Genomic DNA, 26,448 nt, shown 5'->3' with positions numbered 1-26,448 from the left:
CCTTACTTGACGCGACGGTCGCGAATAATCATCTTAGTCGTACGCTTATTGGTACGTGTCTTGTACCCTTTAGCTTTTTGACCCCATGGACTTACAGGTTGAATACCTTTACTACGTCCTTCACCACCACCGTGTGGATGGTCTACTGGGTTCATCGCCATACCACGAACGGTAGGACGAATACCACGCCAGCGCGCAGCACCAGCTTTACCCAATGAACGAAGATTGCTTTCTTGGTTAGAAACTTCACCAATTACAGCACGACATTCAACGTGGACTTTACGCATTTCACCAGAACGTAAACGAACGATAGCGTAAGAACCATCACGACCCAACAACTGAACTGAAGTACCAGCAGAACGTGCTAATTGAGCACCTTTACCGATTTTAAGTTCAAGGTTGTGAAGTGTAGAACCGATTGGCATGTTGCGAAGTGGCAAGCAGTTACCTGGACGAATTGGAGCATCGTTACCAGATTGTACTTTATCACCAGCACGTAGGCCTTTAGGTGCAATGATGTAACGACGTTCACCATCAGCATATTTCAATAAAGCAATATGAGCTGTACGGTTAGGATCGTATTCAATGCGCTCTACAGTCGCTGGAATACCATCTTTGTTACGTTTAAAGTCAACAATACGGTAGTTTTGCTTATGACCACCACCCACGTGACGTGTAGTGATGTGACCATTGTTATTACGACCACCAGTACGTTTTTTAGCTTCTACCAACGGTGCATAAGGCGCGCCTTTGTGAAGATGGTCATGAACCACTTTCTCTACAAAGCGACGTCCTGGAGACGTTGGCTTACATTTTTGAATTGGCATAATTCTCGTCCTTATTCCGCTGCGTTTTCAGCGGTATCGCCCAAGTCAGCCATTTCTACATCTTGGCCAGCTTTCAGGGTGACGTATGCTTTTTTCACATCAGAACGACGTCCTAATGTTTTACCAAAGCGTTTTGTTTTACCTTTAGTGATCGTTGTATTGATTTTTACAACTTCAACACCAAAGAGCTGCTCAACTGCTTTCTTGATTTCAAGTTTGTTTGCATTTAATGCAACTTTGAACACTTGAACACCAGCAGTATCACCTAAAACTTGTGCTTTTTCTGAGAATACTGGTCCTAATAGGACTTGATAGATACGTTCGTTGTTCATCCGAGTTCTACCTCAATTTTCTTAGCAGCAGCTACAGACATTACAACTTTATCAAATGCGATCAAGCTAACAGGATCAATAGCAGTAGCATCAACCACATCAACGTGCGGAAGGTTGCGAGCTGCGAGATACAAGTTCTCATCTACAGCATCTGTAATGATCAATGCGCGAGTTGCATTCAAGTCTGTAAGTTTTGCAAGCAAGTCTTTAGTTTTTGGAGCTGCAACAGCAAACTCTTCAACTAATACAAGACGATCTTGGCGAACAAGTTCAGCTAAGATACATTGCATTGCACCGCGGTACATCTTACGGTTTACTTTTTGAGACCAATCTTGTGGGCGAGCAGCAAAAGTTTTACCACCACCAACCCAGATAGGGCTACGAATAGAACCCGCACGAGCGCGACCAGTACCTTTTTGACGGAATGGCTTTTTACCACCGCCAGAAACATCTGCACGTGATTTGTGAGCACGAGTACCTTGACGACCACCAGCTAAGTAAGCTGTAACAACTTGGTGTACAAGAGCTTCGTTAAATTCACGTCCGAAAGCAACTTCAGACAATTCAACAGCAGAGCCGGAAACAGTTTTTAAATTCACAGTATTTCCCCTCAGGCCTTGATGGTAGGACGTACAACAACGTCACCGCCAGTTGAACCAGGAATAGCACCCTTAACAACTAAAACAGAACGTTCAGCGTCAATAGATACAATTTCAAGACCTTGAACTGTTACGCGTTCGTCACCTAAGTGACCAGCCATTTTCTTGCCTTTGAACACGCGACCAGGTGTCTGGTTTTGACCTGTAGAACCTAATACACGGTGAGATACAGAGTTACCATGAGTAGCATCTTGCGTACGGAAATTCCAACGCTTAACACCACCTTGGAAACCTTTACCTTTTGACTGACCAGTTACGTCAACAATTTGACCAACTGTGAACAGATCAACACCGATAGAAGCACCCACTTCACGGCCTTCAAGCTCAGCTTCAGTAACACGGAACTCTTTAACTAAACGACCAGCAGCAACACCCGCTTTCGCGAAGTGACCTTTCTGAGCGTTAGTTACGCGCGATTCGCGACGTTCACCAGTAGTTACTTGAATTGCTTGATAACCATCAGTTTCAAGTGTTTTGATTTGCGTAATGCGGTTTGGATCGACTTCGATAACTGTAACAGGTACAGATACACCAGCATCTGTAAAGACGCGAGTCATACCACATTTGCGACCGACTAAACCAATAGCCATGTGCATAAACCTCTAAAAAAGCGGCCTAATTAACTTGAAAAGTTAATCAACCGAAAGCCTTAACCCAAAGCGATCTGAACATCAACACCAGCAGCAAGATCTAACTTCATCAATGCATCAACAGTTTTATCTGTTGGTTGAACGATGTCGATCAAACGCTTATAAGTGCGGATTTCGTACTGATCACGAGCGTCTTTGTTGACGTGTGGTGAAGTAAGAACGTTGAAGCGTTCGATGCGAGTAGGCATCGGAATTGGACCACACACTTGTGCGCCAGTACGCTTAGCGGTTTCTACGATCTCTTGAGCAGATTGATCAATCAGACGATGATCAAAAGACTTCAAACGGATACGAATTCTCTGGTTAGACATACCAGTAAACTCCAAGCCAAATATATAAAGAATCACCCATGACGCACCTCACCATTCTGGTAAGTGTCAAGGGCAGTGAAAATCACTAAGGTCATGATCGATGCCACGACTGTAATGCGTTAACTACTTTCTTCGTAGTAAACGCCCTCCATTTGAGGGTCGCTCATTATAACGATTGTTTAAGTCTTATGCAATTCTTCTTTTCATTTTTTAAGCAATCAATCCTGCTATGCACTCACAACATAATCGATTGCTTGATTCAGCAAACGATTCCCCTGTTCAAATTTACTTTTGATGGTTCTTTTTAATTCAGATATCGGTTGTACATATTCACCATTAAAAACCGCCATATCCTCTTCATTCTCAATCAACAGTGCCAAGGTCTGTGGTGTCATTTCTGGATGAAACTGAAACCCAAGAACATTACGCCCAATCTGATACATTTGATTTCGGCAGACGTTATTCTCTGCTAAACGCACCCCACCCTTTGGAATTTCAAAAGTTTCGCTATGCCATTGCAAAATATTCAATTGCTCTGGAATTTGAAAATAATCCTCAGGCACATGCGAGGCACGACCCACATCCATCCAGCCTAATTCTTGGTACGGATTACGGCTCACAGCGGCCCCCAAGGCATTGGCAATTAACTGACCGCCCAAGCACAACCCAATGGCAGGTTTACCCGCAGCCAAATAACGTCGTAACCATCTTTTCTCGAGCTTTAACCACGGATAATTTGCTTCATCATTCACACTCATGGTTCCCCCCATGATAATCAGTAGATCAACTTCATCTACGCGCGGTAAGGCCTCTAACTCCAAGGGTAAATCGACAGGTAATGCAAAAAACTCGGTTGCGGTAATTTTTGCTTTATGTGCTTTCAAAAAGTCATAGCAACTGCCAAAACCTTCGCCAGCAATGTGCTGAAAATAATGCACTCTTAAATGCGACTTCATGCGCTAAAACCTATTTATCGTTAGAATGATAATTAGTCTTAGCAAAAATAAAGCCAGTTTTGAGCAATCGTATTAATCCGTACCGATTCTGTACAAAAGCAGCGCAACACTAGCGGCTTGGTTGATTTTCTCTTAACCTAAGTCATTATATTTATTTAGCTCATGCCCTATGACAACACACAATAAAGCACAAACCAATCTGATTCATGCACCACGCCAAGCCCCTCAATACATTGAAACCGTACAACCTCCCTTATTTCGTGCATCGACCATTATTTTTAAAAGCACGGCGCACCTTTTTGACCGCCATTGGACCGATGCTTATGACTATAGTTATGGCACACACGGTACCCCAACGACGTTTACATTAGCGGACAACATTGCCCAAATTGAAGGCGGACGTTATTGCTTGCTTGCACCAAGCGGTTTATCAGCGATTAATCTCGTGAATAGTACGGTTTTAGGATCAGGTGATGAGGTTTGGGTCGCCGATAATATTTATGGCCCCAATCTTGAGCATTTAAATAATCTGCAAGATCGCTATGGCATTACGGTTAAAATTTATAATCCAATTGATGCCAATAGTTTTCAGCCGAATGAAAAAGCAAAATTGATTTGGCTCGAAGCAGCGGGATCAGTCACTTTAGAATTTCCCGATTTAAAGAACTTGGTTAAAAAAGCACAGCAGGCCAATGTACTCACCGCACTGGATAATACATGGGGCGCAGGACTGGCTTTCAATGCTTTTGATTTCTCTGATGAGCATCTCACTGTTGATATTACAGTTCATGCACTGACCAAATATCCAAGCGGTGGTGGCGATATCTTAATGGGTTCTGTAGTCACAAATGACCAAGCACTCCATCACAAGCTCTATCGTATGCATGCCATCCAAGGAATTTCAGTTTCAGGCGATGATACAGCACAGATCCAACGCAGCTTGGCGCATATGTCTTTACGCTATGAACAGCAAGCACAAAGTGCACTCACCCTGTTGAATTGGTTAAAACAACAACCACAATTTAGCCAAGTCCTGCATCCAAGCGATCCTGATGCAGCAGGCCATCAGTTCTGGACAGAAATTTGCAGCACTGGCAAAAGTGCAGGCCTGGTTAGTGTTCTTTTCAAACCAGAATATGATCTGGCCGCAATCCGAAAGTTCTGCGACAGCCTAACGCTGTTTAAACTCGGATTTAGTTGGGGCGGTCCTGTCAGTCTGGCAATGCTGTATGACTTAAAACAAATGCGTACTTTGGAAAATACACATTTACAACAAGGTTTATTGGTTCGCTTCTGTATAGGACTAGAACATCCAGAAGATTTAATTCAAGATATTCAAAATGCATTAAAACAGCTCGATTGAGATTAAAAACAGGTGAAGAATGAGTACACCAATCGTTATTGCAAAAAAAACCACTGATACAACACAAGATATTGTTTTACATTCTAAATTTGCAAACCGACATGGTTTGATTGCAGGTGCGACAGGAACTGGTAAAACCGTAACCCTTAAGGTGATGGCGGAAAGCTTTTCTCGTATTGGTGTACCGGTATTCCTTGCCGATGCCAAAGGTGATGTATCTAGTCTTGCTAAAGCAGGCAGCAGCAATCCTAAATTTGATGAGCGTCTAAAAAGCTTACAACTAGATGCAATTCCTTTTGCAGCATCTCCAGTAATCTTTTGGGATTTATTCGGTCAGCAAGGCCATCCAATTCGGACTACCATTTCAGAGATTGGTCCCTTATTACTGGCACAAATGCTGAATCTGAATGACACCCAAGAAGGTGTACTTTCAGCGGTGTTTCGTGTTGCTGATGATCAAGGTCTTTTACTGATAGATTTTAAAGATCTGAAAGCCATGCTGACTTATGTCAGTGAAAATGCTGCCAGCCTCAAAGCCGAATATGGCAACCTTTCCCCTGCCAGTCTAGGGGCAATTCAACGTAATCTACTGGCTTTAGGTGATCAAGGCGGTGAACAGTTCTTTGGTGAGCCAAGCCTGAATATTCTCGATTTCATTCAAACTGATACCAATGGTCATGGCTATATCAACATCTTGGCTGCAGATAAGTTGATGAACACCCCGAAGTTATATGCCACTTTCCTGCTTTGGATGATGTCTGAACTATTTGAGCAGTTGCCTGAAGTCGGCGATATGGATAAGCCAAAATTGGTATTCTTCTTCGATGAAGCGCATTTACTATTTGATAATGCCAGTCCTGCTTTGCAACAAAAGATTGAACAAGTTGTACGTTTGATCCGCTCTAAAGGTGTGGGGATTTATTTCATTACCCAAAATCCACTTGATCTGCCTGAAAGCGTATTAGGGCAACTGGGTAACCGTGTACAACATGCCTTACGCGCATTTACCCCCAAAGACCAAAAGGCAGTCAAAACCGCAGCGGATACTTTCCGTGCCAATCCTGAGTTTAAAGTCGATCAAGCCATTACCGAACTTGCAGTTGGTGAGGCTTTGATTAGTTGCCTAGATGAACAAGGCACACCACAAATTGTGGAGCGCGGTTGGGTGATGCCTCCTTACTCCTCCTTTACCCCGATCACGCCTGAAGAACGTCAAGTGATTATTGGGCAAAGTATTGTGGCGGGTGTCTACGACCAAGCCATTGACCGGGACAGTGCTTATGAAATGCTGCAAAAGAAAGTATTGCAACAATCCCAAGAAAAAGAGGCAGATGAGTTAGCCAAACAGCAAAGCAAAGAGCAAGATGCTTTGGCCAAGCAACAAGCCAAAGAACAAGAACGTTTTGCCCGTGAGCAACAAAAAGCCGCAGAAAAATCACAGCGTGATCGCGAGAAGCTCACTCAAGATATCGTCGGTACTTTTGCCAAGAGTGCCGCGCGTAGTTTAGGTGGGACAACTGGACAAAAAATTGTTCGTGGCTTACTCGGTTCATTATTCGGTAAAAAATAAATCCATATTCATTTGTAAATTAAGGGATAATCTATTATCCCTTAATTTTTTTATGGCTTTTATTTAAATATGCATTGCAAATACACTTTATAAGATGTATTTTAAATACATCTTATAAATGATAGCCAAGAGAGATCTCCTATGACTCCACAGCAAATTGACCTTGTTAAAGCAACAGTTCCAGTTCTTCGTGAAAACGGCGTAGCGCTGACTGGATACTTTTATAACCGCATGTTAGGTAATCATCCCGAATTAAAAGAAACCTTTAACATGGGACATCAGCGCAGTGGTGCACAGGCACAGGCGCTTGCGGGGGCAGTTTTAGCTTATGCGGAGAACATTGAAGATCCTTCTGTGCTTTTACCTGTGGTTGAACTGATTGCGCATAAACATGTCAGCTTAAATATTCAGTCACCAGATTACGGCATCGTGGGTGAAAACCTGCTTCATTCCATTAGTGAAGTACTGAATATTTCAATGGAAGATCCATTAATTGGTGCATGGGCTGCGGCTTATGGTCAATTGGCTGATTTATTTATCAGTACAGAAAAAGCGATTTATGACCAACATCAACAAACCAAAGGCAGCTGGTTAGGCTGGCGTAATTTCAAAATCGCCAAGAAAGTCGTAGAAAGTGACGAAATTACCTCTTTCTACCTTGCGCCTGTTGATGGTGGGGAATTACCAAAATATGAAGCAGGCCAATATATTTCAGTTCGTGTGTTCGTACCTGAGCTTAATTTAAGACAACCTCGCCAATACACACTTTCAACTATTCCACAGGCAGATTACCTACGTATCTCAGTGAAACGTGAAGATGAAAAAGGCGAACTTGCTGGTGGTTGGGTATCAAGCACATTACATGGTTTAGCTGAAGGTTCAGAAATTGAGATGTCTGCACCGACAGGAAACTTCTATTTAATCGACAGTAACAAACGCAATGTATTTATCAGTGGTGGTGTCGGCTTAACTCCAATGATTGCCATGCTGAATCAATTGGTGACTTTAGATATGCCACAGCCTGTCAGCTTTATTCATGCATGTCGTAGTAGCCAAGTCCATGCCATGAAGAAGCATATTCATGAATTGAAAAGCAAGTTTCCACGTTTGAGCACGTTCACTGCTTATGAATTTCCACACGAAAATGACAGCCTTGGTGAAGACTACGATGTTGCTGGACGTTTAGATTTAAGCAGCATCGATGCGGCACTATTACCCGCCAATGCCGATTATTATTTATGTGGGCCAATGCCATTTATGGCAGCGCAACATCAGGCACTGGTTGCTCGTGGTATCCCTGCCGCCAACATTCACAGTGAAGCCTTTGGTACAGGCGGGGTCAAACTCAGCTAAGCCACACTACATTTTGCATGGGGCTAGTCTATGTTAGACTAGCCCTTTCTATTTCTTGCACTAGATTGAGTGAAACCACATGCAACTCAATAAGTTTACTGATTATGCACTCAGAATTTTGATGTATGTCGCTCGTCCGAGTGATGTACCTTATACGATTGCAGATATCGCAGAAGACTTACATGTGTCGCAAAACCACTTGGTTAAAGTCGTGCACTTCATGGGTAAACAACACTGGATTGTGACCATTCGCGGCAAAGGCGGTGGCCTGCGCCTCAATCCAGAAGCCAAGAATCTGAAATTAGGTGCGATTGTTCGAACCTTACAAGGCAATCATCAAATTGTTGAATGTAATACCCCTCCTTGTGTACTTCGAGCCAACTGCGGACTGAAAGGAATTTTAGATCAAGCCTTAGAATGCTTTTATCAAAGTCTGGATCAATATACGCTTGGCGAAGTCGTCCAACAGGGCATTATCCCCTCTTCCACACGCTCAAATATCGATTTTTTAGAGCTTATTCAGAAAGCTTAAAATCGCATACAGACGAAGGGTTCGCACGAACGCCTCACATCCTTTATAATGGTCGTTGCTATTTCTATTCAAAAGTAAGCTTCTATGCGTCGCAGTGAAAAATCGAAAGACACCAAAGCCAGACTCGCACCTAAACAAAAAATCAGTTATGAAAAAAAGGCTGACCCTGCATTAACTGAATATGCAGTACAGTCATTAACTTGGTTACGCCAAGCTGAATTTTTGATGAGTGCGCCGAAACTGGCTTTATGCGTAGAAGATACAGGTTATGAAATCGCATTTGCTGGCCGTTCTAATGCTGGTAAATCAAGTGCAATCAACACTTTGACTAATCAAAAACAACTGGCACGTGCTTCAAAAAGACCGGGCCGTACCCAAATGATCAACTTTTTCAGCTTGGGCAATCCAGATCAGCGCTTGGTCGATTTACCTGGTTATGGTTATGCAGCGGTTCCTGAAGCGATGAAGATCGTTTGGCAGAAAGAACTCGAAAATTATCTAATCCACCGTAAAAGCTTACAAGGCTTGGTGCTATTGATGGATATTCGCCATCCTTTACAGCACTTTGACTTGATGATGCTGGAATGGGCACATTCACGTCATTTATTTGTACATATCCTGCTGACCAAAGCAGATAAGTTGAACCGCGGCCCTGCCAATGAAGTTTTATTTGATGTAAAACAGCAATTGAAGAAAATGAAACTCGATTTCTCAATTCAACTGTTCTCATCTCTCAATCGCATTGGCTTAGAAGAACTGGCAACTGTCATGGCAGGTCGTTTGAATTACACGCTTGATCAACCAGCAGAATTTGACCTCAGCCAAATCCCAGAAGCCTCAGAAACCGACATTCAAGAATAAAAAGTGCATTTTATGCATCAAGTTGCATAAAATAATTTTTAATTGTCCCGAATTGCTAAACACAAACACTAGGTAGTTTTCATATACTGCTTAGTGTTGGTTCATTGCACTATCGATTAGGACTAAACGATGAAATTACTATCATTTGTGAAGAACAAAGTTCTTGGTTCTTCGATTGACTATAAAATCCTCCCACGCAAAGTAAAATTTGACTGGGAAAATACGCCAGTGGATTGGATTCCAAACCAGCCTTTTGCCAGCTATTTTATTAATGAAATTAACAATATTTTACCAGCTGGTGAGTTTTGGTTTTGCCGTTTATATAACAAAGTCCTTCCAGAAATTACCGATGAAAAATTAAAGCAAGACGTCCAAGCCTTTATTCGTCAGGAAGCAATGCATGCCGTTGCACATACCTCTGCCAATAAAGAATATTTGACGCAACGCAATATTGATATTCAGCGCAACCTCGACATCATGGATTTCTTATTCACCAAGGTCTTGGCTGACAAGCCTTTCGATAAAGAAATTCCAAAAGCACTCGAGCATCAGTGGGATTTATTCCGTCTCGGTGTGATTGCGACTGTTGAACACATGACCTGTGTACTGGGTAAATATGCACTGTACAACAAGCGTTGGGAAGAACTCGGTGCAGATCCAGAAATGATCGATCTGATTAAATGGCATGGCTCTGAAGAAATTGAACACCGTACTGTTGCATTTGATCTCTATCGTCATTTGGGCGGTGGTTACATCGCACGTTACTACATGAGTGTTGCCGTCATTATCGGTGTACTTGGCCTATGGGTCGATGGTGCAGCACATATCATGAGCCAAGATCCTCGTTTTGCTGACAAGAAACCAAGCTTATTTAAACCATGGATCTGGATCGAATGGTCGAAGATCGCATTAAAAGACGCTAAAATCTTGCCAGGTCCTGCATGGTTGGTTGCACAACAGATTGATTACCTCATGCCTTGGTATGACCCCGTCAAAGAAGGCAATACCCAAGATGCGGTGAATTATTTAAATAATTCACCTGCTGCAAAACGTGCCTTACAACCCGCAGCATAAACATTCTTTTATAGAATAAAAAAAGCAGGAGTCATCTCCTGCTTTTTTTTGCGCCCAATACGATCAACTTGATTCAGCTTCCGCCTGTTTTGCGTAGCGATCAACCACTACACTAATCATCATATCGCCTTGTACATTGACCACAGTACGAACTGTATCCAGCACACGGTCGATCGGCAGTAAAATTGCAATCGCCTCCGCAGGTAAACCGACTGACTGTAGCACCATAATCATGGTGACCATCCCCGCACTCGGAATCCCTGGTGCACCTAAGGATGCAATCATTGCCGTTAAACACACGATAATCTGCTGCGTTAAACTCAGTTCCAAGCCCATCAAATTGGCAATAAATAAGGCAGCCGCAGCTTCATACAAAGCCGTACCATCCATATTCAGTTGTGTGCCTAAAGGAATCACAAAACCTGCCGTTTGCGGCCGTACACCTAAGTTTTCCTGTGCACACTTCATACTCAGCGGCATGGTCGCTGAACTGGAACTGGTTGCAAAAGCTGTGACTAAAGCCGTTCTCGCCCCTCTAAAAAAGGTGATTGGATTCATACGACCAAAAATCCACAACAAAGCCGGTAACACCACCACACCATGGAAAATGGTCGTCCCCGTCACTACTGCCGCGAATTCAACCAACCTACTCAATACAGACAAATCCTCAGTCGCAATCAACTTGGCTAAAAGCGCAAAAATCCCGATCGGTGCAAGCTTCATCACCCAACCCACTAACATCATCATGATGTCAAAGAATTGCTGGCTGATGTTACGGACGAGACTAAAACGTTCGCCACCTTTGACCAATGCCACACCTAGGAATAAGGCAAACACCACCACAGCCAACACATTGCCTTCGCTAAATGCCTTAAATGGGTTAATTAAAGTGTTTTGAATAAAGGTGGTGACAAAACTTGATGGCGTTAAGGTGTCTGGTGTTTGATGACTATCCATTGCTGCTTGAAACAGCTGAATATCGACACCTTTACCCACATCAAACAGGTGCGCACAACTAATCCCTAGAATTAAAGCCAAGGTGGTCGTCGTCAGGCAGCTCAATGCCGTAATTTTCCAGACACGCCCGAATTGACCGCCTGCCTGTAAATTGGAAACCCCAACTACGATTGAGCTAAAAATCAATGGAATCAGCAGCATTTTCAATAAACCAATGAAAACACTACTTAAGATGCCCAGTCCGTAAAGACTAGATTCAACAAATGCGGTTTGTGGATAGGCAAGCAACAGAAAACCGAAAGCGACACCAAGCACAGCTGCAATTAAAATTTGTGTATTTAAATTCATTGTTTAATGGGTAAACATTTAACTTATCGGTACTATGGCATGCTCATGTTGAAGAATCGAGCAATTTTTTGTCACATCCTTATGATAAAAAAAGCCATCAGAATGATGGCCTTAGTACTGGTTTACTTTTTACTGGGTTTCAATTTCTCTGAGCCGAATCAAACCCTCTTGAACGGTACTACAGACCAACTGTCCATTTTGCCACATCCGCCCAAAGTTTAAGCCACGTGAGCTGGCACTAATCGTTGCTTCCATGTCGTAAAGCATCCATTCATCTGCGCGCAGTGGGCGATGGAAATAGATAGTGTGATCAATACTGGCACATTGTAAGTTTGGAGAGATCCATGACAAACCATGTGGACGTAAAGCCGTGGTCATCAAGGTAAAGTCTGAATAGAATGCCACAATTGCCTGATGCAGTGAGATTTCATCTAAATCGGCTGGAATCGTATCATGGGTGCGAATGTAATGCGCATAGAACGGCGCTTCAGGCTGCGGCTGAAATGGATTGATCAACTGTGTAGGCCTAATTTCCACATGACGTTCCCGCATAAAACTGGCACGTACATTTTCAGGCACAAAGTTAATCAGACTTTCTTTCAGCTCATTCTCAGACTTTAAGGTCTCTGGTTCAGGGTACTCTGGCTCTTTATGTTGATAATTCAAGCCTTCTTCTGGATTGGCAAAAGAGACCATTGCAGAGAAAATAGTACGGCCATGTTGAATCGCACGAACCTGTCGACTGGCAAAGCTTTTACCATCTCTGAGGGGATCAACTTCATAAATAATCGGTGCATTGACATCGCCACCATACAGGAAATAGGCATGTAAAGAGTGCGCTGGACGATCCGTGGTATATGACGCTGCTCTTAATGCTTGTCCAAGAACCTGCCCACCGAACACTCGCTTGCCTACCAAATTGCGGCTATTGCCTCGAAAAATATGCTCTTCAAGCTTTTCCAGAGTCAACAGTTCTACCAATTCTTGAGTTAACGCATTCATGTAATAGTCTTCCAACATCAATGAGGAGAGATCAACCAATCCTTTCAGGGTTGATAATTTTGATTGTGCCACAAATTCAAATGACAATGGTCAGGATAAAATGATTCATCCGTCACGATAATGATGTATTGATTATCTTAATATGTATTTATAGCGGCTAAAAATACGATTTTTAACGATAAAATCTACCAAATACGCTATATTTTGTCAGAAAATAACATACCGTTTCATGTAAGAATATCGCAGAATGTCGTGTTCATCATGACTCGATGTCAGGATTATTATTTAGGAGTTTGTAATGTCCAAGACTGGATTTGGTCAAATGTATCGCCAACTTTCGAGTAAGTTACTTGACCTTGTGGTAACCCCACATGTTCTTGGTGAAGTTCCTACAGAATCCACCACAACAGAGCAAAACACAACCGATTCAAATAAGTTAGTTTGCTATGTTTTACAAAATTATTCGCGTAGTAATGCACTAGTGGTTGATGGTGAAACCCGTCGTCTCAATTTAAAACCAGCCTTAGACCCCTTGAGTTTTGGGACCTATCAAGAAAAAAATTCAGTCTTGTTTTTACATCATAACGAAAACAATTTTTTTAATACTCAAACTTTCCCACCTCGCTTGTTACAACTGGTCGAAGCCTTAGAACAACAAACTGATATTGATATTCAGCTAGTACCTGTAACTGTACTTTGGGGTCGTTCGCCAGACAAAGAAGACTCTTGGTTCAAATTATTATTCTCAGATACTTGGGCAACTCCAGGCACAGTTAAACAACTGATGAATATTGGCTTGCATGGTCGCCAGTCTTATTTAGAGTTCCATGAGCCGCAATCTTTGCGTGAGTTGGTAGATTATGCCAAGACCAACCATCCAAATATCTCGCCTGCAACCTATATTGCAAGTTCTTTAGATACCTATTTAGATCAGCAACGTGAAGTGGTACTTGGCCCTGACTTATCAGACCGTCGCAATGTGATGCAATCGGTAGTGAAGTCAGCCGAGGTACAAGATGCCATTCGTCGTGAAAGCATTCAGCATAAAATCAGTATGCTGGAAGCTGAACGTCGTGCCATTGGCTATGTCAATGAAATCGTGTCTGACTATTCGGCATCTGCGGTACGCTTTGCCGATATGGCCTTAACCCGTTTATGGACGCAACTCTATGACGGCGTAGAGGTACATAATTTCAGTACCGTACGTGAGCTGGCAAAAGACTACGAAATCGTTTACACCCCATGTCACCGTAGCCATATCGATTATTTATTACTGTCTTATGTGATTTATAAACGTGGCTTGATGATTCCGTATATTGCCGCAGGTGATAACTTAAACTTACCATTTGTGGGTCAGTTGTTACGTGGTGGTGGTGCATTCTTTATTCGCCGTTCTTTCCGCGGAAATGCACTTTACACCTCTGTATTTAAAGAATATTTATACAGTATTTTATCGCGCAATACGCCTATCGAATACTTTATTGAAGGTGGTCGTTCACGTACAGGTCGTTTACTTCCACCTAAAACTGGGATGCTAGCAATGACCATTCAAGGTCATTTACGTGGTCCTGCAAAGCCGATCGTCTTCGTACCAACCTATATTGGTTATGAGCGCCTGATGGAAGGCTCAACCTATGTTGGCGAAATGCAAGGTCAACCGAAAGAAGCGGAATCCATTTTTGGTATCGTGAAAACCTTACGTAAAATTGAACGTATCTTCGGTAAAGTGCATGTCAACTTTGGTGAACCTGTATTCTTAAATGATATTTTGAAACAACAGGGTGCGGAGAATATTCAGGCGGATACCGCAAGTACCACAGAGATTTCTAATGTCGTTGCAAGCTCAGCCAATCTGATCTTAGAAAATATCAACCGCGCTGTCGTCATCAACCCTGTGTCATTACTGTCGTTAATTCTATTGGCAACACCAAAGCACACTTTAGATGAAGAAATCTGTGCGAAACAGCTCGATATCTACCGTGACTTGGCAACACAACGACCATATGATGAGCGCACGCAAGTGACCTCATTGTCAGGTAAAGAGATCATTGCTTATGGTCTCAAGCTCAAGTTAATCAAACGTGTACAACATGTGTTAGGCGATATTATTGCGATTGAAGATAATCAAGCCGTATTGCTGACTTACTTCCGTAATAACATTCTACACGCCTTTGTTTTACCGTCATTGGTTGCTTCGCTGGTTGAGCACAATGGTAAAATTCACAAGAATGATTTAAGTAATGTGATCCGTACCTTGTATCCGTTCTTAAAAGCTGAATTATTCATGAAATGGGAAGCTGCTGATCTACAAAAGCAGATTGATAATTATATCGATGCCTTGGTTCAGATTGGTTTGATTTTCCAAGATCATGACGGCAATTTATTCAGCCCAACGCCAAATAGCGAAGAACATCAAAAGCTTGTCACTTTAGCTCTACCAGTAAAGCAAAGTTTAGAACGCTATTACATGACACTAGCACTGATTACTCAGCGCGGTTCAGGCAACATTTCAACCAAGCAAGTTGAAGAGCTGAGTCACCTCTTAGGTCAACGCCTATCGGTGCTGTATGAATTCAACTCACCAGAATTCTTTGACAAAGCCTTATTCCAAAGCTTTATTAAAGTTCTCACTCAGCAAAATTATATTCGTAATAATGAGCAAGGTTTCATTGAATATGATGATAACTTCAGTGAAATGGCCGCAGGTGCACAGCTGGTCTTAGATGAGACGACGCTACAAATGTTGCAGCACATCACTACATTTAGTGATGAGGAATTGGCTGAAGCATTAGAAGCCATGGCATCTCAACAAGCCAAACGTCGCTTAAAACGCAAAAAAGCTTAAAAGCAGAATAAATCCTCCCCAACCCTCCTTTTTCAAAGGAGGGGGTTTCAGAAATCTAAAATCATCTGAGATTCCCCTCTTTTTAAAGAGGGGTTAGGGGAGATTTTAAATCAGTCATCACAGAATTATTATTCACTGATCAATATTACAAACTTCGGTTGCCTTTTTTAATGCACTAACGACACTCCAAATACTTCGGATCATCCAAACATCTAAGGCGTTTAATGAGCGAAACAAAATATGCATCATAATAACCAGAGTCGACATAACGATTCCGAATTTTGACCACCATCGCGTCATAGCCCTGTTTCTCATAACCTGAGATATCCGCCCAGTAATAGGCTGGCAAATGGTTTTCCCATTGAATGGCTTGTGCAGCAAGTACATTGCTATTACGTACAAACCAAGATCGTATTTGATGACCAAAGCCCGCTGGGTAGACTTGTGGTCGAATCACGATATTCATCGCAAAATACGCCATAGGAAAGTTAACGACCTGCGTGTCTACACCAAACTCTTTTTTCAAGTTATACGGCAATATGCCATAGGCAGGTGCAGCCAAAATATCAATTTTTTTCTGCTTGAAGGATTCCACTGCATTGGAAAAATCTACGTAGACAGGTTTAGCACCCACACTTTGTACCAATGCCTGCTGTGGTGGATTATTCTCTAAAATACCAATGGTCTTATTTTTTAATTGAGACACCTTATTGATCTGTTGCGTATTCATAATCATATAAGCCGTGCCGATCGGGATCATACCCAGCATTTCATAATCTGCCCCGACCATACGCTTTTCCACATTGCTATTATTTAAAAGCTGTAAAAAGACTCTGGCAACACGATTATTGGGAATCAAACCAATTCCCCCCGTTGTTCCCATAAAACGGTTATAGCGATAGGTATTAAAGTTGGATGCCACCAAGCCTGAACATTTACGCTGATCAAAAGCTTGTATAGCCTCCTTTTCATTTTTAAAGGTTTGAAAATCTAATTGAACTTGATTCTGGAGCGCATACAAACGAATGTCTTGTAAACGACGGCTAATATCACCCTTTGTACTTAAAGGATCAAACACGCACCACGTTTGTTCAACAGCCCAACTCGCTGTCGTGATCAATCCCAGTAAGACCATGCAAATTATTTTTCTCATGTATCACCTTTACGCCTCGCAGCAAACTATGTGCTCAATTCAGGCGGTTCCCTTACGGAATCTGTTCGTATTTTAGATTCAAAATACATACCAACTATTTAAACTTTCTTTACAGTGTAATCTAATTATTTTTCATTACTATGTACCAATAACGCTGCTGCATAGTCATTAAAGCAAATCAAATGGTCAAATCGGAAACCTGTGTCTACCAAGCGTGTCGCGTAAATTTGTTTGCCTGTAGGTTGTTCTGACAATAGTTTTAAACGTGGTAAATTTAATTGCTGCTGAAACCACAACAAGATTTCATGCATCGGCAAAGGTGTATTATTGGTAACGATATAACTCTGTTTCACTTTAGATAAATTAACTAATAGCGCTAAAAACTTTGCTAAATCATCAATATGAATGCGATTACTAAAATGAATCGTTGGATAAGTTAATGTTTGTTCGGCCAACTTTTTTAACCGCACAATCGATGTCCCATAAATGCCAGTTGGGCGAACAATAATACTGTGTTGCGGATAATGCGCTTGCCAAAGTAATTCCATCTTTCGAAGAATGTGCCCTTGCTCATCAATAGGCTGTATCAGCGATTCATCATCGATTCGCTCTCCTGCATTTTCACCATAAACACGGGTCGAAGACACCACGACAATACGTTGTACGGGATGTACTTTGAGTGCGTTGACAATAGGTAATACACTGTCGAGATAGGTTTGCTGATAGGCCGCTATACCACTCTGTGCAGGGGCCAATATCACATACGCCATATCAACAGGTGGCAGTTTACTTAAATCCAGCTGATGAATATCCTGAATATAATGCGTCGCGTAACAATCTGTTTTTTCACTGCGACTAATTGTGCTAATGTGGTGACCTTGCTCAAATAAGTGTTTAGCGACACGTTGAGATGTTTTACCATAACCAATAAATAAAATATGCATACACACCTTTGAGCAGAGATGACATCAGTTCAGCAATTACAAGGCGTTGGTGCTGCCGCAGCGACCCTCTTAGAAAAGCTTCATATTTTTAGCACGGATGATTTGTTATTCCATCTTCCCCGTGACTATGAAGATCGTAGCACTATTATTCCAATGAATCAGCTGATCGTTGGACGAAGTTATTTACTTGAAGGTGAAGTCCGCTCTGTCGATTTCCCCCCAGGGAAAAAGAAGTCGCTTGCAGCCCTAGTGCAAGATGATTTTGGCAAGGTAACCTTGCGCTTTTACCATATTTATAAAGGTCTCACTGACCGTATTCAAATGGGGCAACGGCTACGGATTTTTGGTGAAGTCCGCGTTGGTGCACGTGGTTTAGAGCTTTATCATCCTGAGATACAAGTGATTCAGCAATATACTGCTTTACCCAAGACGCAACTCACGGCGATTTATCCCAGCACTGAAGGCTTAACTCAACCCAAGCTGCGTGAATACGTCCGCCAAGCCTTGCAGCATCATAGTGATGACTTACCTGAATTACTGCCCAGCAAATACAGCAATGGCTACCAACTAAAAGAGGCGTTGCATTACATCCATGAGCCGCCAACTGATGCCAACATGTTGCAGCTCAATCAAGGTTCACATCCAGCACAACAACGTCTGATTTTTGAAGAGCTTGTTGCCCATCAAATCAGTTTACTCACCCGACGTGCTTATATTCGCCAGATTGCTGCTCCACGCTTTAGTAGTAGTAAAGTACTCGCGAAGAAACTCTTGGAAGGTTTGCCCTTCCAAATGACCAATGCACAAAAGCGGGTATCCAAAGAAATTCTGCAAGATCTTAAACAAGATCAACCGATGCTACGCTTGGTGCAAGGTGATGTAGGCGCAGGTAAAACCTTAGTCGCCGCAGTCGCGGCATGCCATGCCTTAGAGGCGGATTGGCAAGTGGCCCTCATGGCACCGACTGAAATTTTAGCTGAACAGCATTACTTAAACTTTAAACGCTGGTTTGAACCTTTGGGCATTCAGGTTGCATGGCTGTCAGGTAAACAAAAAGGCAAAGCCAGAACTCAAGCGGAACAACAAATCAAAGAGGGTCATGCACAACTGATCGTGGGTACACATGCCCTGTTTCAAGACACGGTTGGATTTTCTAAACTTGGCTTGGTGATTATTGACGAACAACATCGTTTCGGTGTCGATCAACGTCTTGCCTTAAGAAATAAGGGTGCAGACCAATTTACGCCACATCAATTGGTGATGACGGCAACACCGATCCCTCGTACTTTAGCGATGAGTGCATATGGGGATTTAGACACCTCAATTATTGACGAGTTACCTCCTGGACGCACCCCAATTCAAACCGTCACGATCCCATTAGAACGTCGTGAACAGGTATTACAACGCATTGCCAGCAATTGCCGCGAAGGTAAACAAGCCTATTGGGTCTGTACCTTAGTGGAGCAATCTGAAACGCTGGATGCGCAAGCTGCAGAAGCCACTTATCAAGAGATTAAAGAGCGTTTTCCAGACATCAACATTGGTTTGGTACACGGTAAAATGAAGGCTGATGAAAAGCAAAGTGTTATGCAAGCTTTTAAAGACAATCAATCCCAACTCTTAATTGCCACCACAGTGATTGAAGTCGGGGTCGATGTACCGAATGCGTCGATTATGGTGATTGAAAATGCAGAGCGTTTGGGGCTTTCACAACTGCATCAACTTCGTGGTCGCGTGGGTCGTGGGGCAACCGCCAGTTTTTGTGCCTTACTTTATAAAACCCCTTTATCTCAAAATGGTCAGGAACGACTTTCAATTTTACGTGAAAGTAATGACGGCTTTATCATTGCAGAAAAGGACTTAGAAATACGAGGCCCGGGAGAGTTACTCGGTACCAAGCAAACAGGTGATATGGGCTTTCGAGTGGCACGTTTAGAACGGGATGATCATTTGCTTACCCAAGCACATTATGTGGCAGAGCAAATTCTAAAGGACTACCCACAACATGCGGAAGGACTATTAAAGCGCTGGCTGCCTGAAGCCCCAAGATATGCCTATGTTTAAACGACTTGGCATATCAGCACAGCAAGTTTTTGATTATTTTACACCGTGCAGTCTCTGCGACATTGGTATGAAACGCCAATTTGGTGTTTGTCAAAGTTGCTGGCAACAACTGCCTTGGTTAAAGCAAAGTATCGAGCGTAATCAGCAACAGGTCTTGGTTGCATGCCATTATCACTATCCGATTGATCGGATCATTCAACAGTTTAAATATGAGCAAAAACTTCATCATCAAAGACTGTTAAATGGTTTGCTATTACAACTTAAACTACCGAAAGTGCATGCGATTGTACCTATGCCCATTTCGATTGATCGACTAACAGAACGTGGCTTTAATCAGGCCCTTCTACTCTCCAAAGCATTGAGCAAAAGTTTGAATGTGCCAGTTTGGCAACCAGTACAACGCTTGGCGCAGCACTCACAAAAAGGCTTATCCCGTTTAGAGCGACTGGAAGATATTGAACAACAATTTATTGCTGCACCACCAAATCAAATTCGTTATCGCAAAGTACTCATTATCGATGATGTACTCACCACAGGCAGTTCGATTAGTGCTTTATCTAAAGTACTGACCCAACTTGGCTGCCAGCAGATCTACAGTGCCTGCGTAGCAGCCGCACAAAATCCAGCAATCAACTCACTCGATTTTGCTGACACCATGGAATCACAATTTCTTTCGTTAAGGGTGCCAATAAAGTAGATTGGTCATTCAACTCAATCCATTTCATTTCTGCAATTTCAGCGGCAATTTTTGGCGCTTGCTTTAATTCAACCGCATAGACATAACTCACCAACACATGATCAGGTTCATTGGCTGCAGCAGTTTCAAACTGACCGATAAACTGAGTTAATTCACATTCACAACCAATTTCTTCCAAAATTTCACGTTGCATCGTGACCTCAGGTGCCTCATCAACTTCAAGCTTGCCACCGACTTGCATAAATGCCTGAGTGTTTTGCTTGCGCACCAAGAGCAATTGGTTTTGTTCATTTAAAATGACGGCAGCTGCTACAGTTATAATTTTCACGAGTTGTTCCTTAAGCTTGAATTTCAGCTGTCGACATCCACTTTGGGATCGCAGGTTGATATGCCGAAAATGCGGCAAGAATTTCCTTAATTTGCTCAGCGACAATTAAGCGATCCACAAAACGTTCTTGACTAAAACCACGCTCAACTGAAGCGTGTAGCATCTTAATCAAGTCATCATAAAAACCATCAACATTTAAAAATGCACATGGTTTTTGATGAATCCCCAGTTGGCTCCATGTCCATTGTTCAAAAATTTCTTCCAAGGTTCCAGCCCCGCCTGGCAATGCCACAAAAGCATCGGATAGCTCAGCCATTTTAGTTTTACGTTCATGCATATTATTGACGATATGCAATTCAGTTAAACCCGTGTGAGCAAGCTCACGATCCACTAAAGCATTTGGGATGACCCCAATCACTCGCCCACCTGCCTGCAAGGCACTATCCGCTACCACACCCATTAGACCAGAACGACCACCACCGTAAACCAAGGTTTTACCTTGTGCCGCAATTTCCTGACCTGTTGCCTGTGCCATTTGCTGATAAATCGGGTCATTACCGAGAGAAGAACCACAGAAAACACATATAGAATTCATACAATTAAAACCGTTTTATATAACTGTCATGCTGATAAAGTAGGCTATGTAACAAGATTTTTGAGAAAATAGCGTTTAGGCAAGTGTTTTTCGTTTCATCCTTGTCTAAAATACACGCTGCTTTTCGGTAAAAGGCCGAAAATTTACATCGACTGCGCGAGGAAAAAAGACATGCTTGAAGCCTTTTATGCCACAGAGCGCGGTAGTCTAGAAGATGCAACCATCAACGGAAGTTTTGATCTCCACCCTGAACTGGTCTGGATTGATCTTATCGCTCCATCCCAAGAAGAACAACAATGGGTCTTGGATGCCTATGAGCAAAACTTACCGACCCTAAAGTCACTTGAAGACATTTCCTCATCTGCTCGATTTTACCGTGATGATGATGGAATTTTGCATATCAGTACCTATTTTTTAACAAAGAATAAAAATTATCAAGTCGATGGCGATGCAGACGACTCTTTACCCATGTTGGCAATGGTACAAACGGTTGCATTTATCTTGCATAAAGACCGCTTATTTACTATGCGTGGTGAGAAGTTGGTTGCCTTCCGCGCATTCCGTGCCCGCGCTCGTCGTAATGACTATGATATGGACTATAAAGATCCAACATGGATCTTGCTCGGTTTACTTGAAGCAAAGCTAGATGAGCTTGCGGATATCTTGGAAGATATCCACAAGGACTTGGAACGATATTCCACAGAAGTCCTCAATAATCATCATCGCGAGAAAATTTTAGACCTTGATGACATGATTACCCGCTTAGCCCAGCAAGAAGATATGTTGGGAAAGGCACAACTCTGTTTAATTGATTTACGCCGTGTATTAACCTTTTTAGCACGCCCGCGTGCATTAGGCAGTCACATTTATGATGCCGACATTCGCGAATTAAGTGAAGATGTTCGCTCGCTGGTCGAACATGATGCCTTCTTATTCCAAAAAGTGCGATTCTTACTGGATACCACCTCTGGATTCATTAATACCGAGCAGAACGATACCATTCGTCGATTCTCGATTTTACCAAGCATGCTTGCGCCACCGATGCTGATTGCGAGTATTTATGGGATGAACACCGATGTGCTACCTTTTGCTCATGGCAGCCTCAGTTTTTGGATTGTCATCGGTATTCTAATGGCCTTCTTAGTCTTGCCAATGTTTTACTTCCGTTGGAAAAAATGGATCTAAACAGGAAAGGATTAGTTCTCTTTTTGAGTATAATCCTTTCAATCTCAACAGCTTTTGCATGTGCACCACACTCCCCCAAAGATGTGTTTATCGCACGTGTTCAATCTATACAAAAGCAGTCTTCTGACACCCAAAATCAATTTACATTTCAGCATACTCGCTTTGTATTTCGGCATTTTCTCAGCATGTTGTTTGCACCCAAACCCACACTATGGCACAGTGATTTTCTAGCCAAAACCATAAAAATAAATGATTTAGTAATTGGTCTTGCCTACCCCGTAGACCATGCAGCTCCCAACAATTATCGAATCAGCTCTATGGCATTATTACGATGTGAGAAAAACATCATATCGATAGATCATCCTATTGCCCCCTTTACTGCATGGAATAGAAAAGCGAAAAGCTGCAGTAACAACCCATCCACCATCAAATTATTGGATGGTTTTTTTGAATATGATCAACGCTATTATTTAGAAAAATTACATCAAAAATATCCAAGCTGTGAAGCTCTCTTTTCTGCTTTCCCTAAAATATAAAGATAAAAAAAAGAGAACTAAAAATAGTTCTCTTTTTTTCACTCTGCCAAATCAATCAAATCAATTTCAAATCATCTTGCAGATGGCAGGCTTGGATAATCTTCAGCATTTTCTCAGACACATTTTTAAAATGCAGACCTTTATTCTCAGGTGTTTGACGCAACCATTGCACCAAAACAGCCAAAGATAAAGTATTACCTTGTTCAAGCTGAGCCAAATCCACAATCAAAGGAAAATCCTTATGCTGTTGAATATGCTTTAAGCCTGCCTGATAAATCTGTTCTGCATTGGCAAAGTTAATCGTTTTAGAAACAATCAACTGCTGATCAATATACTGAATCACCCGTCACCTACTTATTTTTTGCTTGTTGCAGCTTCTGCATCTGGTTTAAAGGTTGCAATCGCTTTATTGATGTCACCACCATTACGCTGAACAGTTGCAGCGAACTGGTTACGGAATTGCAAACCAAGATCAATACCAGAAACATTGATATTACGTACTTTCCACTGATCGCCCTTGTCTGTTAACTGGAACGATACAGGGATTTTCTCGCCATTATGCAAAAAGTCTAAAGTCACCACAGGGTTTTTGCTGTTGGTCGACTTGAAAGGACGCATAGTGTAGCTTTCGTTGGTATATTTAGCGAAAGCACCACCATAGTTTTCAATAATCACCGCACGGAAATTTTGTTCAAACTGAGCACGCTGTGCAGCGTTGGTATATTGATTATTCGCATACGTACCTAACACGATACGTGTAAATGCTTGTGAATCTACATACGGATCAAGGTTTTGACGAATAATCGTTCTTACTAAAGCAGGGTTATTCTGTAATTTAGCGCTATCTGCTTTTAAACGCGTAATTAAGCCATCAGCCACACGTTTAACAAAATCAGGCGGGGTCTCTGTTGGTGCTGCAAATGCCGCACTTGCAAGCATTGTTGATAATACGCTTGCTGTTAGAGTTTGTTTCAATAATGTGTTCACTTCAATCTCCTAACCTGAATTACTCAACAAAAGAAGGTTCTGCTTCAGCCGTAGCTGGCTGAGAAGCAGCACCTTCTGCTGTGGTTGAGCTCGATGTGGCTTTACCCGCACCACCAGTAATAAACTTACTGATTAAATCTTCTAAATCCATTGTCCCTTGAGTATTTGAAACCACGTCACCACGTTTAAGGTAGTTCAACCCACCACCTGGAACGACTTTCAAATATTTCTCACCCAAAAGACCATTGGTTGCAACCATTATATAAGCATCTTCATCTAAATTTGTGATGGATGTCATGTTACTGATAAGTTGCTGTTCCATTTCTTTTTGTTTCGCAGCATCGGCCTGTTGGTAATCAGAGCTATAGCGCAGTTCTTCAAGCGCATTCTTTTGCACTTCTTTGAGTTGCTCAGGACTAAAGCTGGTTAACTTACCATCCAGATCAAATTTGACTGTTGCTAAACGTGTTACAGGATCAAGCGTAATTGATTCGACACGGCCAATGGTCACACCGCTCATGGTCACTTTGGCACGGGCTTTTAAACCATTTACGTTATCAAACTGTGCTGTCATGCTGTAGCTATCACGTAAATTGGTACCGACTAAACCACTAACTTTCATTGCAAGAAAAAATAGAGCGATACCGAAGATAATGACAAAAATACCTACGGCCAGCTCACTAGTACGTGATTTCATTAAATCCCTCCGAACATGACCGCAGTCAACACGAAATCAAAACCTAATACACAAAGTGAAGAATATACGACCGTTCTAGTCATCGAAGTCGCGATACCTTCTGGCGTCGGATCACAAGCATAACCTTGATATACCGCTACCCATGTACAAATTAAAGCAAATACAATGCTTTTGATAATAGTGCCATTAAAAATGTCATGCCAGAATTGCACGCTGCTTTGCATACCACTCCAAAATGAACCTTCATCCGCACCCAAGAAATCAACACCCACCAACTTGCCGCCAATAATACCAATAGTTGCAAAAATCACGGTGAGCATCGGCAGACTGACAATACCCGCCCATAAACGAGGGGCAACAATTTGTCGAAGTGGATCAACACCAATCATTTCCATACTGGCAAGTTGTTCACTCTGTTTCATGGAACCAATTTCGGCAGTTAATGCTGAACCTGCTCGTCCAGCAAATAATAATGCTGCAACCACAGAGGCGAGTTCACGTAGCAAGGTTAATGAAATTGCGGTGCCGAGCATTGCCTCACTACCAAAAGTGACCAGAATGCTATACATCTGCAAACCAAGAACAGCACCAATAAACAGACCAGAAACAGCAATAATCAGCAGGGACATCACCCCGACACGATACATTTGATAGACAAAACGCTGAAATCCACCTTTCGATGGCATGGCAAATAAAACTTGCAAGAGCATTAATGCGGCAGCACCAATTCCCTTTATCCGCTCAATAACGAGTCTACCTAACCAGGCAATCGTATTCATGGACGAACCTCGTTATCTAAATATGCTTGATGAGTGAATTGATATTCCACAGGCCCTTCAATTGAACCTGTTAAAAACTGACGTACAAATGGCGATGCATGATTTTTTAATTGTTCTGGCGTACCTTCACCCTGAATTTTGCCTTCTGCCACCACATAAATATAGTCAGCAATCGACAAGGTCTCTGCAACATCATGCGAGACGATAATCGTGGTTAAATCTAAAGCATCACGCAAAGAACGGATTAAGCGGGTTAAAACCCCCATCACGATTGGATCTTGGCCAGCAAATGGCTCATCGTACATAATCAGTTCAGGATCTAATGCAATCGCACGTGCCAAAGCCACACGACGGTTCATCCCGCCTGAAAGCTCCGATGGCATTAACTGCTCAGCTCCACGCAAACCGACAGATTCGAGTTTTAACGCAACTAACTCTGCAATAATATGTTCAGGTAATTTGGTATGTGCGCGGATGGGAAAAGCGACATTTTCATAAGTCGACATATCGGTAAATAATGCACCACTCTGGAATAGCATTCCCATACGTGCACGTGCAGCGAATAATTCTTGACGCGACATTGTCGCAATATCTTTACCATCGAGCAGCACTTCACCATGATCAGGAAGCAATTGACCGCCAATCAAACGTAATAAAGTCGTCTTACCCGTACCAGACGGTCCCATAATTGCAGTAATTTGACCACGTCGAATTTTAAGACTGATATCGTCATAAATGACGCGTTCTCCTCGATTAAAGCTCAAATTTTTAACTTCAATTAAAGCTTCTGTATCGAGAGGAGATTTGTTATTCATAATGGCATATTCCTGCACTTTTTATGCA

The 26,448-nt window shown here is 42.3% G+C and carries 28 protein-coding genes; 11 read left to right on the top strand and 17 right to left on the bottom strand.

Translation table 11 applies throughout. The annotated features are described in order from the left end of the window. Nucleotides 1-2: 2 nt before the first annotated feature. From rplB to FPL17_RS16250, 6 genes are all read right to left on the bottom strand, one after another. Nucleotides 3-827 carry a 50S ribosomal protein L2 gene (gene rplB / locus FPL17_RS16275; RefSeq protein ID WP_004660349.1) on the bottom strand — a complete coding sequence of 275 codons (825 nt, stop codon included), beginning with the start codon at nucleotides 825-827 and terminating at the stop codon, nucleotides 3-5. Nucleotides 828-838: 11 nt separating this feature from the next. Next, complete coding sequence (rplW, locus tag FPL17_RS16270) at nucleotides 839-1,159, bottom strand: 50S ribosomal protein L23 (protein WP_004641070.1); 321 nt, start codon at nucleotides 1,157-1,159, stop codon at nucleotides 839-841. Beyond that, nucleotides 1,156-1,758 (bottom strand): 50S ribosomal protein L4, encoded by a 603-nt coding sequence (gene rplD / locus FPL17_RS16265; protein ID WP_004804113.1) that lies wholly within the window; start codon nucleotides 1,756-1,758, stop codon nucleotides 1,156-1,158. Before rplD ends, rplW begins: the two co-directional genes overlap by 4 nt. An 11-nt stretch (nucleotides 1,759-1,769) precedes the next feature. Then, nucleotides 1,770-2,408, bottom strand: coding sequence for a 50S ribosomal protein L3 (gene rplC, locus FPL17_RS16260; RefSeq protein WP_004775888.1), 639 nt, complete (start codon nucleotides 2,406-2,408; stop codon nucleotides 1,770-1,772). Nucleotides 2,409-2,467: 59 nt separating this feature from the next. After that, complete coding sequence (gene rpsJ / locus FPL17_RS16255; protein ID WP_000070912.1) at nucleotides 2,468-2,779, bottom strand: 30S ribosomal protein S10; 312 nt, start codon at nucleotides 2,777-2,779, stop codon at nucleotides 2,468-2,470. Nucleotides 2,780-3,006: 227 nt separating this feature from the next. Next, nucleotides 3,007-3,735 carry a type 1 glutamine amidotransferase gene (locus tag FPL17_RS16250; protein ID WP_159886202.1) on the bottom strand — a complete coding sequence of 243 codons (729 nt, stop codon included), beginning with the start codon at nucleotides 3,733-3,735 and terminating at the stop codon, nucleotides 3,007-3,009. 169 nt (nucleotides 3,736-3,904) lie between these two features. On the opposite strand from FPL17_RS16250, the gene FPL17_RS16245 reads away from it, so the two are divergent. From FPL17_RS16245 to FPL17_RS16220, 6 genes are all read left to right on the top strand, one after another. Next, entirely contained in the window at nucleotides 3,905-5,098 is a 1,194-nt protein-coding gene (locus FPL17_RS16245; RefSeq protein ID WP_159886200.1) for a PLP-dependent transferase, read from the top strand. A gap of 19 nt (nucleotides 5,099-5,117) precedes the next feature. Continuing rightward, nucleotides 5,118-6,668 (top strand): helicase HerA-like domain-containing protein, encoded by a 1,551-nt coding sequence (locus tag FPL17_RS16240; protein WP_004804110.1) that lies wholly within the window; start codon nucleotides 5,118-5,120, stop codon nucleotides 6,666-6,668. Nucleotides 6,669-6,809: 141 nt separating this feature from the next. Then, nucleotides 6,810-8,021, top strand: coding sequence for an NO-inducible flavohemoprotein (gene hmpA, locus FPL17_RS16235; RefSeq protein WP_159886198.1), 1,212 nt, complete (start codon nucleotides 6,810-6,812; stop codon nucleotides 8,019-8,021). Nucleotides 8,022-8,100: 79 nt separating this feature from the next. Further along, nucleotides 8,101-8,553, top strand: coding sequence for an RrF2 family transcriptional regulator (locus tag FPL17_RS16230; RefSeq protein ID WP_005147145.1), 453 nt, complete (start codon nucleotides 8,101-8,103; stop codon nucleotides 8,551-8,553). Nucleotides 8,554-8,637: 84 nt separating this feature from the next. After that, nucleotides 8,638-9,414, top strand: a complete 777-nt coding sequence (yihA, locus tag FPL17_RS16225; protein WP_005185270.1) for a ribosome biogenesis GTP-binding protein YihA/YsxC — start codon at nucleotides 8,638-8,640, stop codon at nucleotides 9,412-9,414. 129 nt (nucleotides 9,415-9,543) lie between these two features. Further along, nucleotides 9,544-10,488 (top strand): metal-dependent hydrolase, encoded by a 945-nt coding sequence (locus FPL17_RS16220; protein WP_004804105.1) that lies wholly within the window; start codon nucleotides 9,544-9,546, stop codon nucleotides 10,486-10,488. Nucleotides 10,489-10,551: 63 nt separating this feature from the next. Here the strand turns inward: FPL17_RS16220 and FPL17_RS16215 are convergent, their stop codons facing one another. Further along, on the bottom strand, nucleotides 10,552-11,793 hold the full coding sequence (locus FPL17_RS16215) for a dicarboxylate/amino acid:cation symporter (protein ID WP_159886196.1): 1,242 nt from the start codon (nucleotides 11,791-11,793) through the stop codon (nucleotides 10,552-10,554). Nucleotides 11,794-11,922: 129 nt separating this feature from the next. Next, nucleotides 11,923-12,795 carry an acyl-CoA thioesterase gene (locus FPL17_RS16210; protein WP_004804100.1) on the bottom strand — a complete coding sequence of 291 codons (873 nt, stop codon included), beginning with the start codon at nucleotides 12,793-12,795 and terminating at the stop codon, nucleotides 11,923-11,925. A 298-nt stretch (nucleotides 12,796-13,093) separates the two neighbouring features. Here FPL17_RS16210 and plsB point away from each other — a divergent pair, with 298 nt between their 5' ends. After that, on the top strand, nucleotides 13,094-15,640 hold the full coding sequence (gene plsB / locus FPL17_RS16205) for a glycerol-3-phosphate 1-O-acyltransferase PlsB (protein ID WP_159886194.1): 2,547 nt from the start codon (nucleotides 13,094-13,096) through the stop codon (nucleotides 15,638-15,640). 175 nt (nucleotides 15,641-15,815) lie between these two features. On the opposite strand, the gene FPL17_RS16200 is transcribed toward plsB, so the two are convergent. Together FPL17_RS16200 and FPL17_RS16195 are read right to left on the bottom strand one after the other, a co-directional pair. Further along, on the bottom strand, nucleotides 15,816-16,793 hold the full coding sequence (locus FPL17_RS16200) for a putative solute-binding protein (protein WP_159886192.1): 978 nt from the start codon (nucleotides 16,791-16,793) through the stop codon (nucleotides 15,816-15,818). A gap of 125 nt (nucleotides 16,794-16,918) precedes the next feature. Then, nucleotides 16,919-17,737, bottom strand: coding sequence for an NAD-dependent epimerase/dehydratase family protein (locus FPL17_RS16195; RefSeq protein WP_159886190.1), 819 nt, complete (start codon nucleotides 17,735-17,737; stop codon nucleotides 16,919-16,921). 18 nt (nucleotides 17,738-17,755) lie between these two features. Here FPL17_RS16195 and recG point away from each other — a divergent pair, with 18 nt between their 5' ends. Both recG and FPL17_RS16185 read left to right on the top strand, forming a co-directional pair. Then, nucleotides 17,756-19,801 carry an ATP-dependent DNA helicase RecG gene (recG, locus tag FPL17_RS16190; RefSeq protein WP_159886188.1) on the top strand — a complete coding sequence of 682 codons (2,046 nt, stop codon included), beginning with the start codon at nucleotides 17,756-17,758 and terminating at the stop codon, nucleotides 19,799-19,801. Continuing rightward, nucleotides 19,794-20,498: a ComF family protein gene (locus FPL17_RS16185; protein ID WP_032864339.1), complete on the top strand. Its 705-nt coding sequence runs from the start codon at nucleotides 19,794-19,796 to the stop codon at nucleotides 20,496-20,498. The genes recG and FPL17_RS16185 overlap by 8 nt, the downstream gene beginning before the upstream one ends. Here FPL17_RS16185 and FPL17_RS16180 read toward each other — a convergent pair. Together FPL17_RS16180 and FPL17_RS16175 are read right to left on the bottom strand one after the other, a co-directional pair. Next, nucleotides 20,431-20,826 carry an NUDIX hydrolase gene (locus FPL17_RS16180; protein ID WP_005185289.1) on the bottom strand — a complete coding sequence of 132 codons (396 nt, stop codon included), beginning with the start codon at nucleotides 20,824-20,826 and terminating at the stop codon, nucleotides 20,431-20,433. The two genes, FPL17_RS16185 and FPL17_RS16180, sit on opposite strands and share 68 nt — an antisense overlap. Nucleotides 20,827-20,836: 10 nt before the next feature. After that, nucleotides 20,837-21,421, bottom strand: a complete 585-nt coding sequence (locus FPL17_RS16175) for an LOG family protein (RefSeq protein WP_159886186.1) — start codon at nucleotides 21,419-21,421, stop codon at nucleotides 20,837-20,839. 171 nt (nucleotides 21,422-21,592) lie between these two features. On the opposite strand from FPL17_RS16175, the gene FPL17_RS16170 reads away from it, so the two are divergent. Together FPL17_RS16170 and FPL17_RS16165 are read left to right on the top strand one after the other, a co-directional pair. After that, nucleotides 21,593-22,606 carry a magnesium and cobalt transport protein CorA gene (locus FPL17_RS16170; protein WP_005209109.1) on the top strand — a complete coding sequence of 338 codons (1,014 nt, stop codon included), beginning with the start codon at nucleotides 21,593-21,595 and terminating at the stop codon, nucleotides 22,604-22,606. After that, complete coding sequence (locus FPL17_RS16165; RefSeq protein ID WP_159886914.1) at nucleotides 22,597-23,142, top strand: hypothetical protein; 546 nt, start codon at nucleotides 22,597-22,599, stop codon at nucleotides 23,140-23,142. Before FPL17_RS16170 ends, FPL17_RS16165 begins: the two co-directional genes overlap by 10 nt. 55 nt (nucleotides 23,143-23,197) lie before the next feature. On the opposite strand, the gene FPL17_RS16160 is transcribed toward FPL17_RS16165, so the two are convergent. From FPL17_RS16160 to FPL17_RS16140, 5 genes are read right to left on the bottom strand one after another with little or no spacing between them, the layout of a single operon-like run. Beyond that, complete coding sequence (locus FPL17_RS16160) at nucleotides 23,198-23,485, bottom strand: STAS domain-containing protein (RefSeq protein ID WP_005185301.1); 288 nt, start codon at nucleotides 23,483-23,485, stop codon at nucleotides 23,198-23,200. Between the two features lie 11 nt (nucleotides 23,486-23,496). Then, nucleotides 23,497-24,129 (bottom strand): MlaC/ttg2D family ABC transporter substrate-binding protein, encoded by a 633-nt coding sequence (locus FPL17_RS16155; RefSeq protein WP_005185306.1) that lies wholly within the window; start codon nucleotides 24,127-24,129, stop codon nucleotides 23,497-23,499. 19 nt (nucleotides 24,130-24,148) lie between these two features. Next, nucleotides 24,149-24,826, bottom strand: a complete 678-nt coding sequence (mlaD, locus tag FPL17_RS16150) for an outer membrane lipid asymmetry maintenance protein MlaD (protein WP_005185313.1) — start codon at nucleotides 24,824-24,826, stop codon at nucleotides 24,149-24,151. Continuing rightward, nucleotides 24,826-25,605, bottom strand: coding sequence for a lipid asymmetry maintenance ABC transporter permease subunit MlaE (gene mlaE / locus FPL17_RS16145; RefSeq protein WP_005185319.1), 780 nt, complete (start codon nucleotides 25,603-25,605; stop codon nucleotides 24,826-24,828). Before mlaE ends, mlaD begins: the two co-directional genes overlap by 1 nt. Further along, nucleotides 25,602-26,420 (bottom strand): ABC transporter ATP-binding protein, encoded by an 819-nt coding sequence (locus FPL17_RS16140; RefSeq protein WP_005185323.1) that lies wholly within the window; start codon nucleotides 26,418-26,420, stop codon nucleotides 25,602-25,604. Before FPL17_RS16140 ends, mlaE begins: the two co-directional genes overlap by 4 nt. Between the last annotated feature and the right edge of the window lie 28 nt (nucleotides 26,421-26,448).

The sequence above is a fragment of the Acinetobacter dispersus genome, from assembly GCF_009884975.1.
Lineage (GTDB): Bacteria > Pseudomonadota > Gammaproteobacteria > Pseudomonadales > Moraxellaceae > Acinetobacter > Acinetobacter dispersus.
Note: the sequence above shows the minus strand (reverse complement) of the source record. Positions and strands in the feature narration are given on the sequence as shown.

What these genes read in the sequence shown, in the direction of transcription:
- rplB (WP_004660349.1), bottom strand. Translation starts at nt 827, where the DNA reads ATGCCAATTCAAAAATGTAAGCCAACGTCTCCAGGACGTCGCTTTGTA.
- rplW (WP_004641070.1), bottom strand. Translation starts at nt 1,159, where the DNA reads ATGAACAACGAACGTATCTATCAAGTCCTATTAGGACCAGTATTCTCA.
- rplC (WP_004775888.1), bottom strand. Translation starts at nt 2,408, where the DNA reads ATGGCTATTGGTTTAGTCGGTCGCAAATGTGGTATGACTCGCGTCTTT.
- rpsJ (WP_000070912.1), bottom strand. Translation starts at nt 2,779, where the DNA reads ATGTCTAACCAGAGAATTCGTATCCGTTTGAAGTCTTTTGATCATCGT.
- FPL17_RS16250 (WP_159886202.1), bottom strand. Translation starts at nt 3,735, where the DNA reads ATGAAGTCGCATTTAAGAGTGCATTATTTTCAGCACATTGCTGGCGAA.
- FPL17_RS16245 (WP_159886200.1), top strand. Translation starts at nt 3,905, where the DNA reads ATGACAACACACAATAAAGCACAAACCAATCTGATTCATGCACCACGC.
- FPL17_RS16240 (WP_004804110.1), top strand. Translation starts at nt 5,118, where the DNA reads ATGAGTACACCAATCGTTATTGCAAAAAAAACCACTGATACAACACAA.
- hmpA (WP_159886198.1), top strand. Translation starts at nt 6,810, where the DNA reads ATGACTCCACAGCAAATTGACCTTGTTAAAGCAACAGTTCCAGTTCTT.
- FPL17_RS16230 (WP_005147145.1), top strand. Translation starts at nt 8,101, where the DNA reads ATGCAACTCAATAAGTTTACTGATTATGCACTCAGAATTTTGATGTAT.
- yihA (WP_005185270.1), top strand. Translation starts at nt 8,638, where the DNA reads ATGCGTCGCAGTGAAAAATCGAAAGACACCAAAGCCAGACTCGCACCT.
- FPL17_RS16220 (WP_004804105.1), top strand. Translation starts at nt 9,544, where the DNA reads ATGAAATTACTATCATTTGTGAAGAACAAAGTTCTTGGTTCTTCGATT.
- FPL17_RS16215 (WP_159886196.1), bottom strand. Translation starts at nt 11,793, where the DNA reads ATGAATTTAAATACACAAATTTTAATTGCAGCTGTGCTTGGTGTCGCT.
- FPL17_RS16210 (WP_004804100.1), bottom strand. Translation starts at nt 12,795, where the DNA reads ATGAATGCGTTAACTCAAGAATTGGTAGAACTGTTGACTCTGGAAAAG.
- plsB (WP_159886194.1), top strand. Translation starts at nt 13,094, where the DNA reads ATGTCCAAGACTGGATTTGGTCAAATGTATCGCCAACTTTCGAGTAAG.
- FPL17_RS16200 (WP_159886192.1), bottom strand. Translation starts at nt 16,793, where the DNA reads ATGAGAAAAATAATTTGCATGGTCTTACTGGGATTGATCACGACAGCG.
- FPL17_RS16195 (WP_159886190.1), bottom strand. Translation starts at nt 17,737, where the DNA reads ATGCATATTTTATTTATTGGTTATGGTAAAACATCTCAACGTGTCGCT.
- recG (WP_159886188.1), top strand. Translation starts at nt 17,756, where the DNA reads ATGACATCAGTTCAGCAATTACAAGGCGTTGGTGCTGCCGCAGCGACC.
- FPL17_RS16185 (WP_032864339.1), top strand. Translation starts at nt 19,794, where the DNA reads ATGTTTAAACGACTTGGCATATCAGCACAGCAAGTTTTTGATTATTTT.
- FPL17_RS16175 (WP_159886186.1), bottom strand. Translation starts at nt 21,421, where the DNA reads ATGAATTCTATATGTGTTTTCTGTGGTTCTTCTCTCGGTAATGACCCG.
- FPL17_RS16170 (WP_005209109.1), top strand. Translation starts at nt 21,593, where the DNA reads ATGCTTGAAGCCTTTTATGCCACAGAGCGCGGTAGTCTAGAAGATGCA.
- FPL17_RS16165 (WP_159886914.1), top strand. Translation starts at nt 22,597, where the DNA reads ATGGATCTAAACAGGAAAGGATTAGTTCTCTTTTTGAGTATAATCCTT.
- mlaD (WP_005185313.1), bottom strand. Translation starts at nt 24,826, where the DNA reads ATGAAATCACGTACTAGTGAGCTGGCCGTAGGTATTTTTGTCATTATC.
- mlaE (WP_005185319.1), bottom strand. Translation starts at nt 25,605, where the DNA reads ATGAATACGATTGCCTGGTTAGGTAGACTCGTTATTGAGCGGATAAAG.
- FPL17_RS16140 (WP_005185323.1), bottom strand. Translation starts at nt 26,420, where the DNA reads ATGAATAACAAATCTCCTCTCGATACAGAAGCTTTAATTGAAGTTAAA.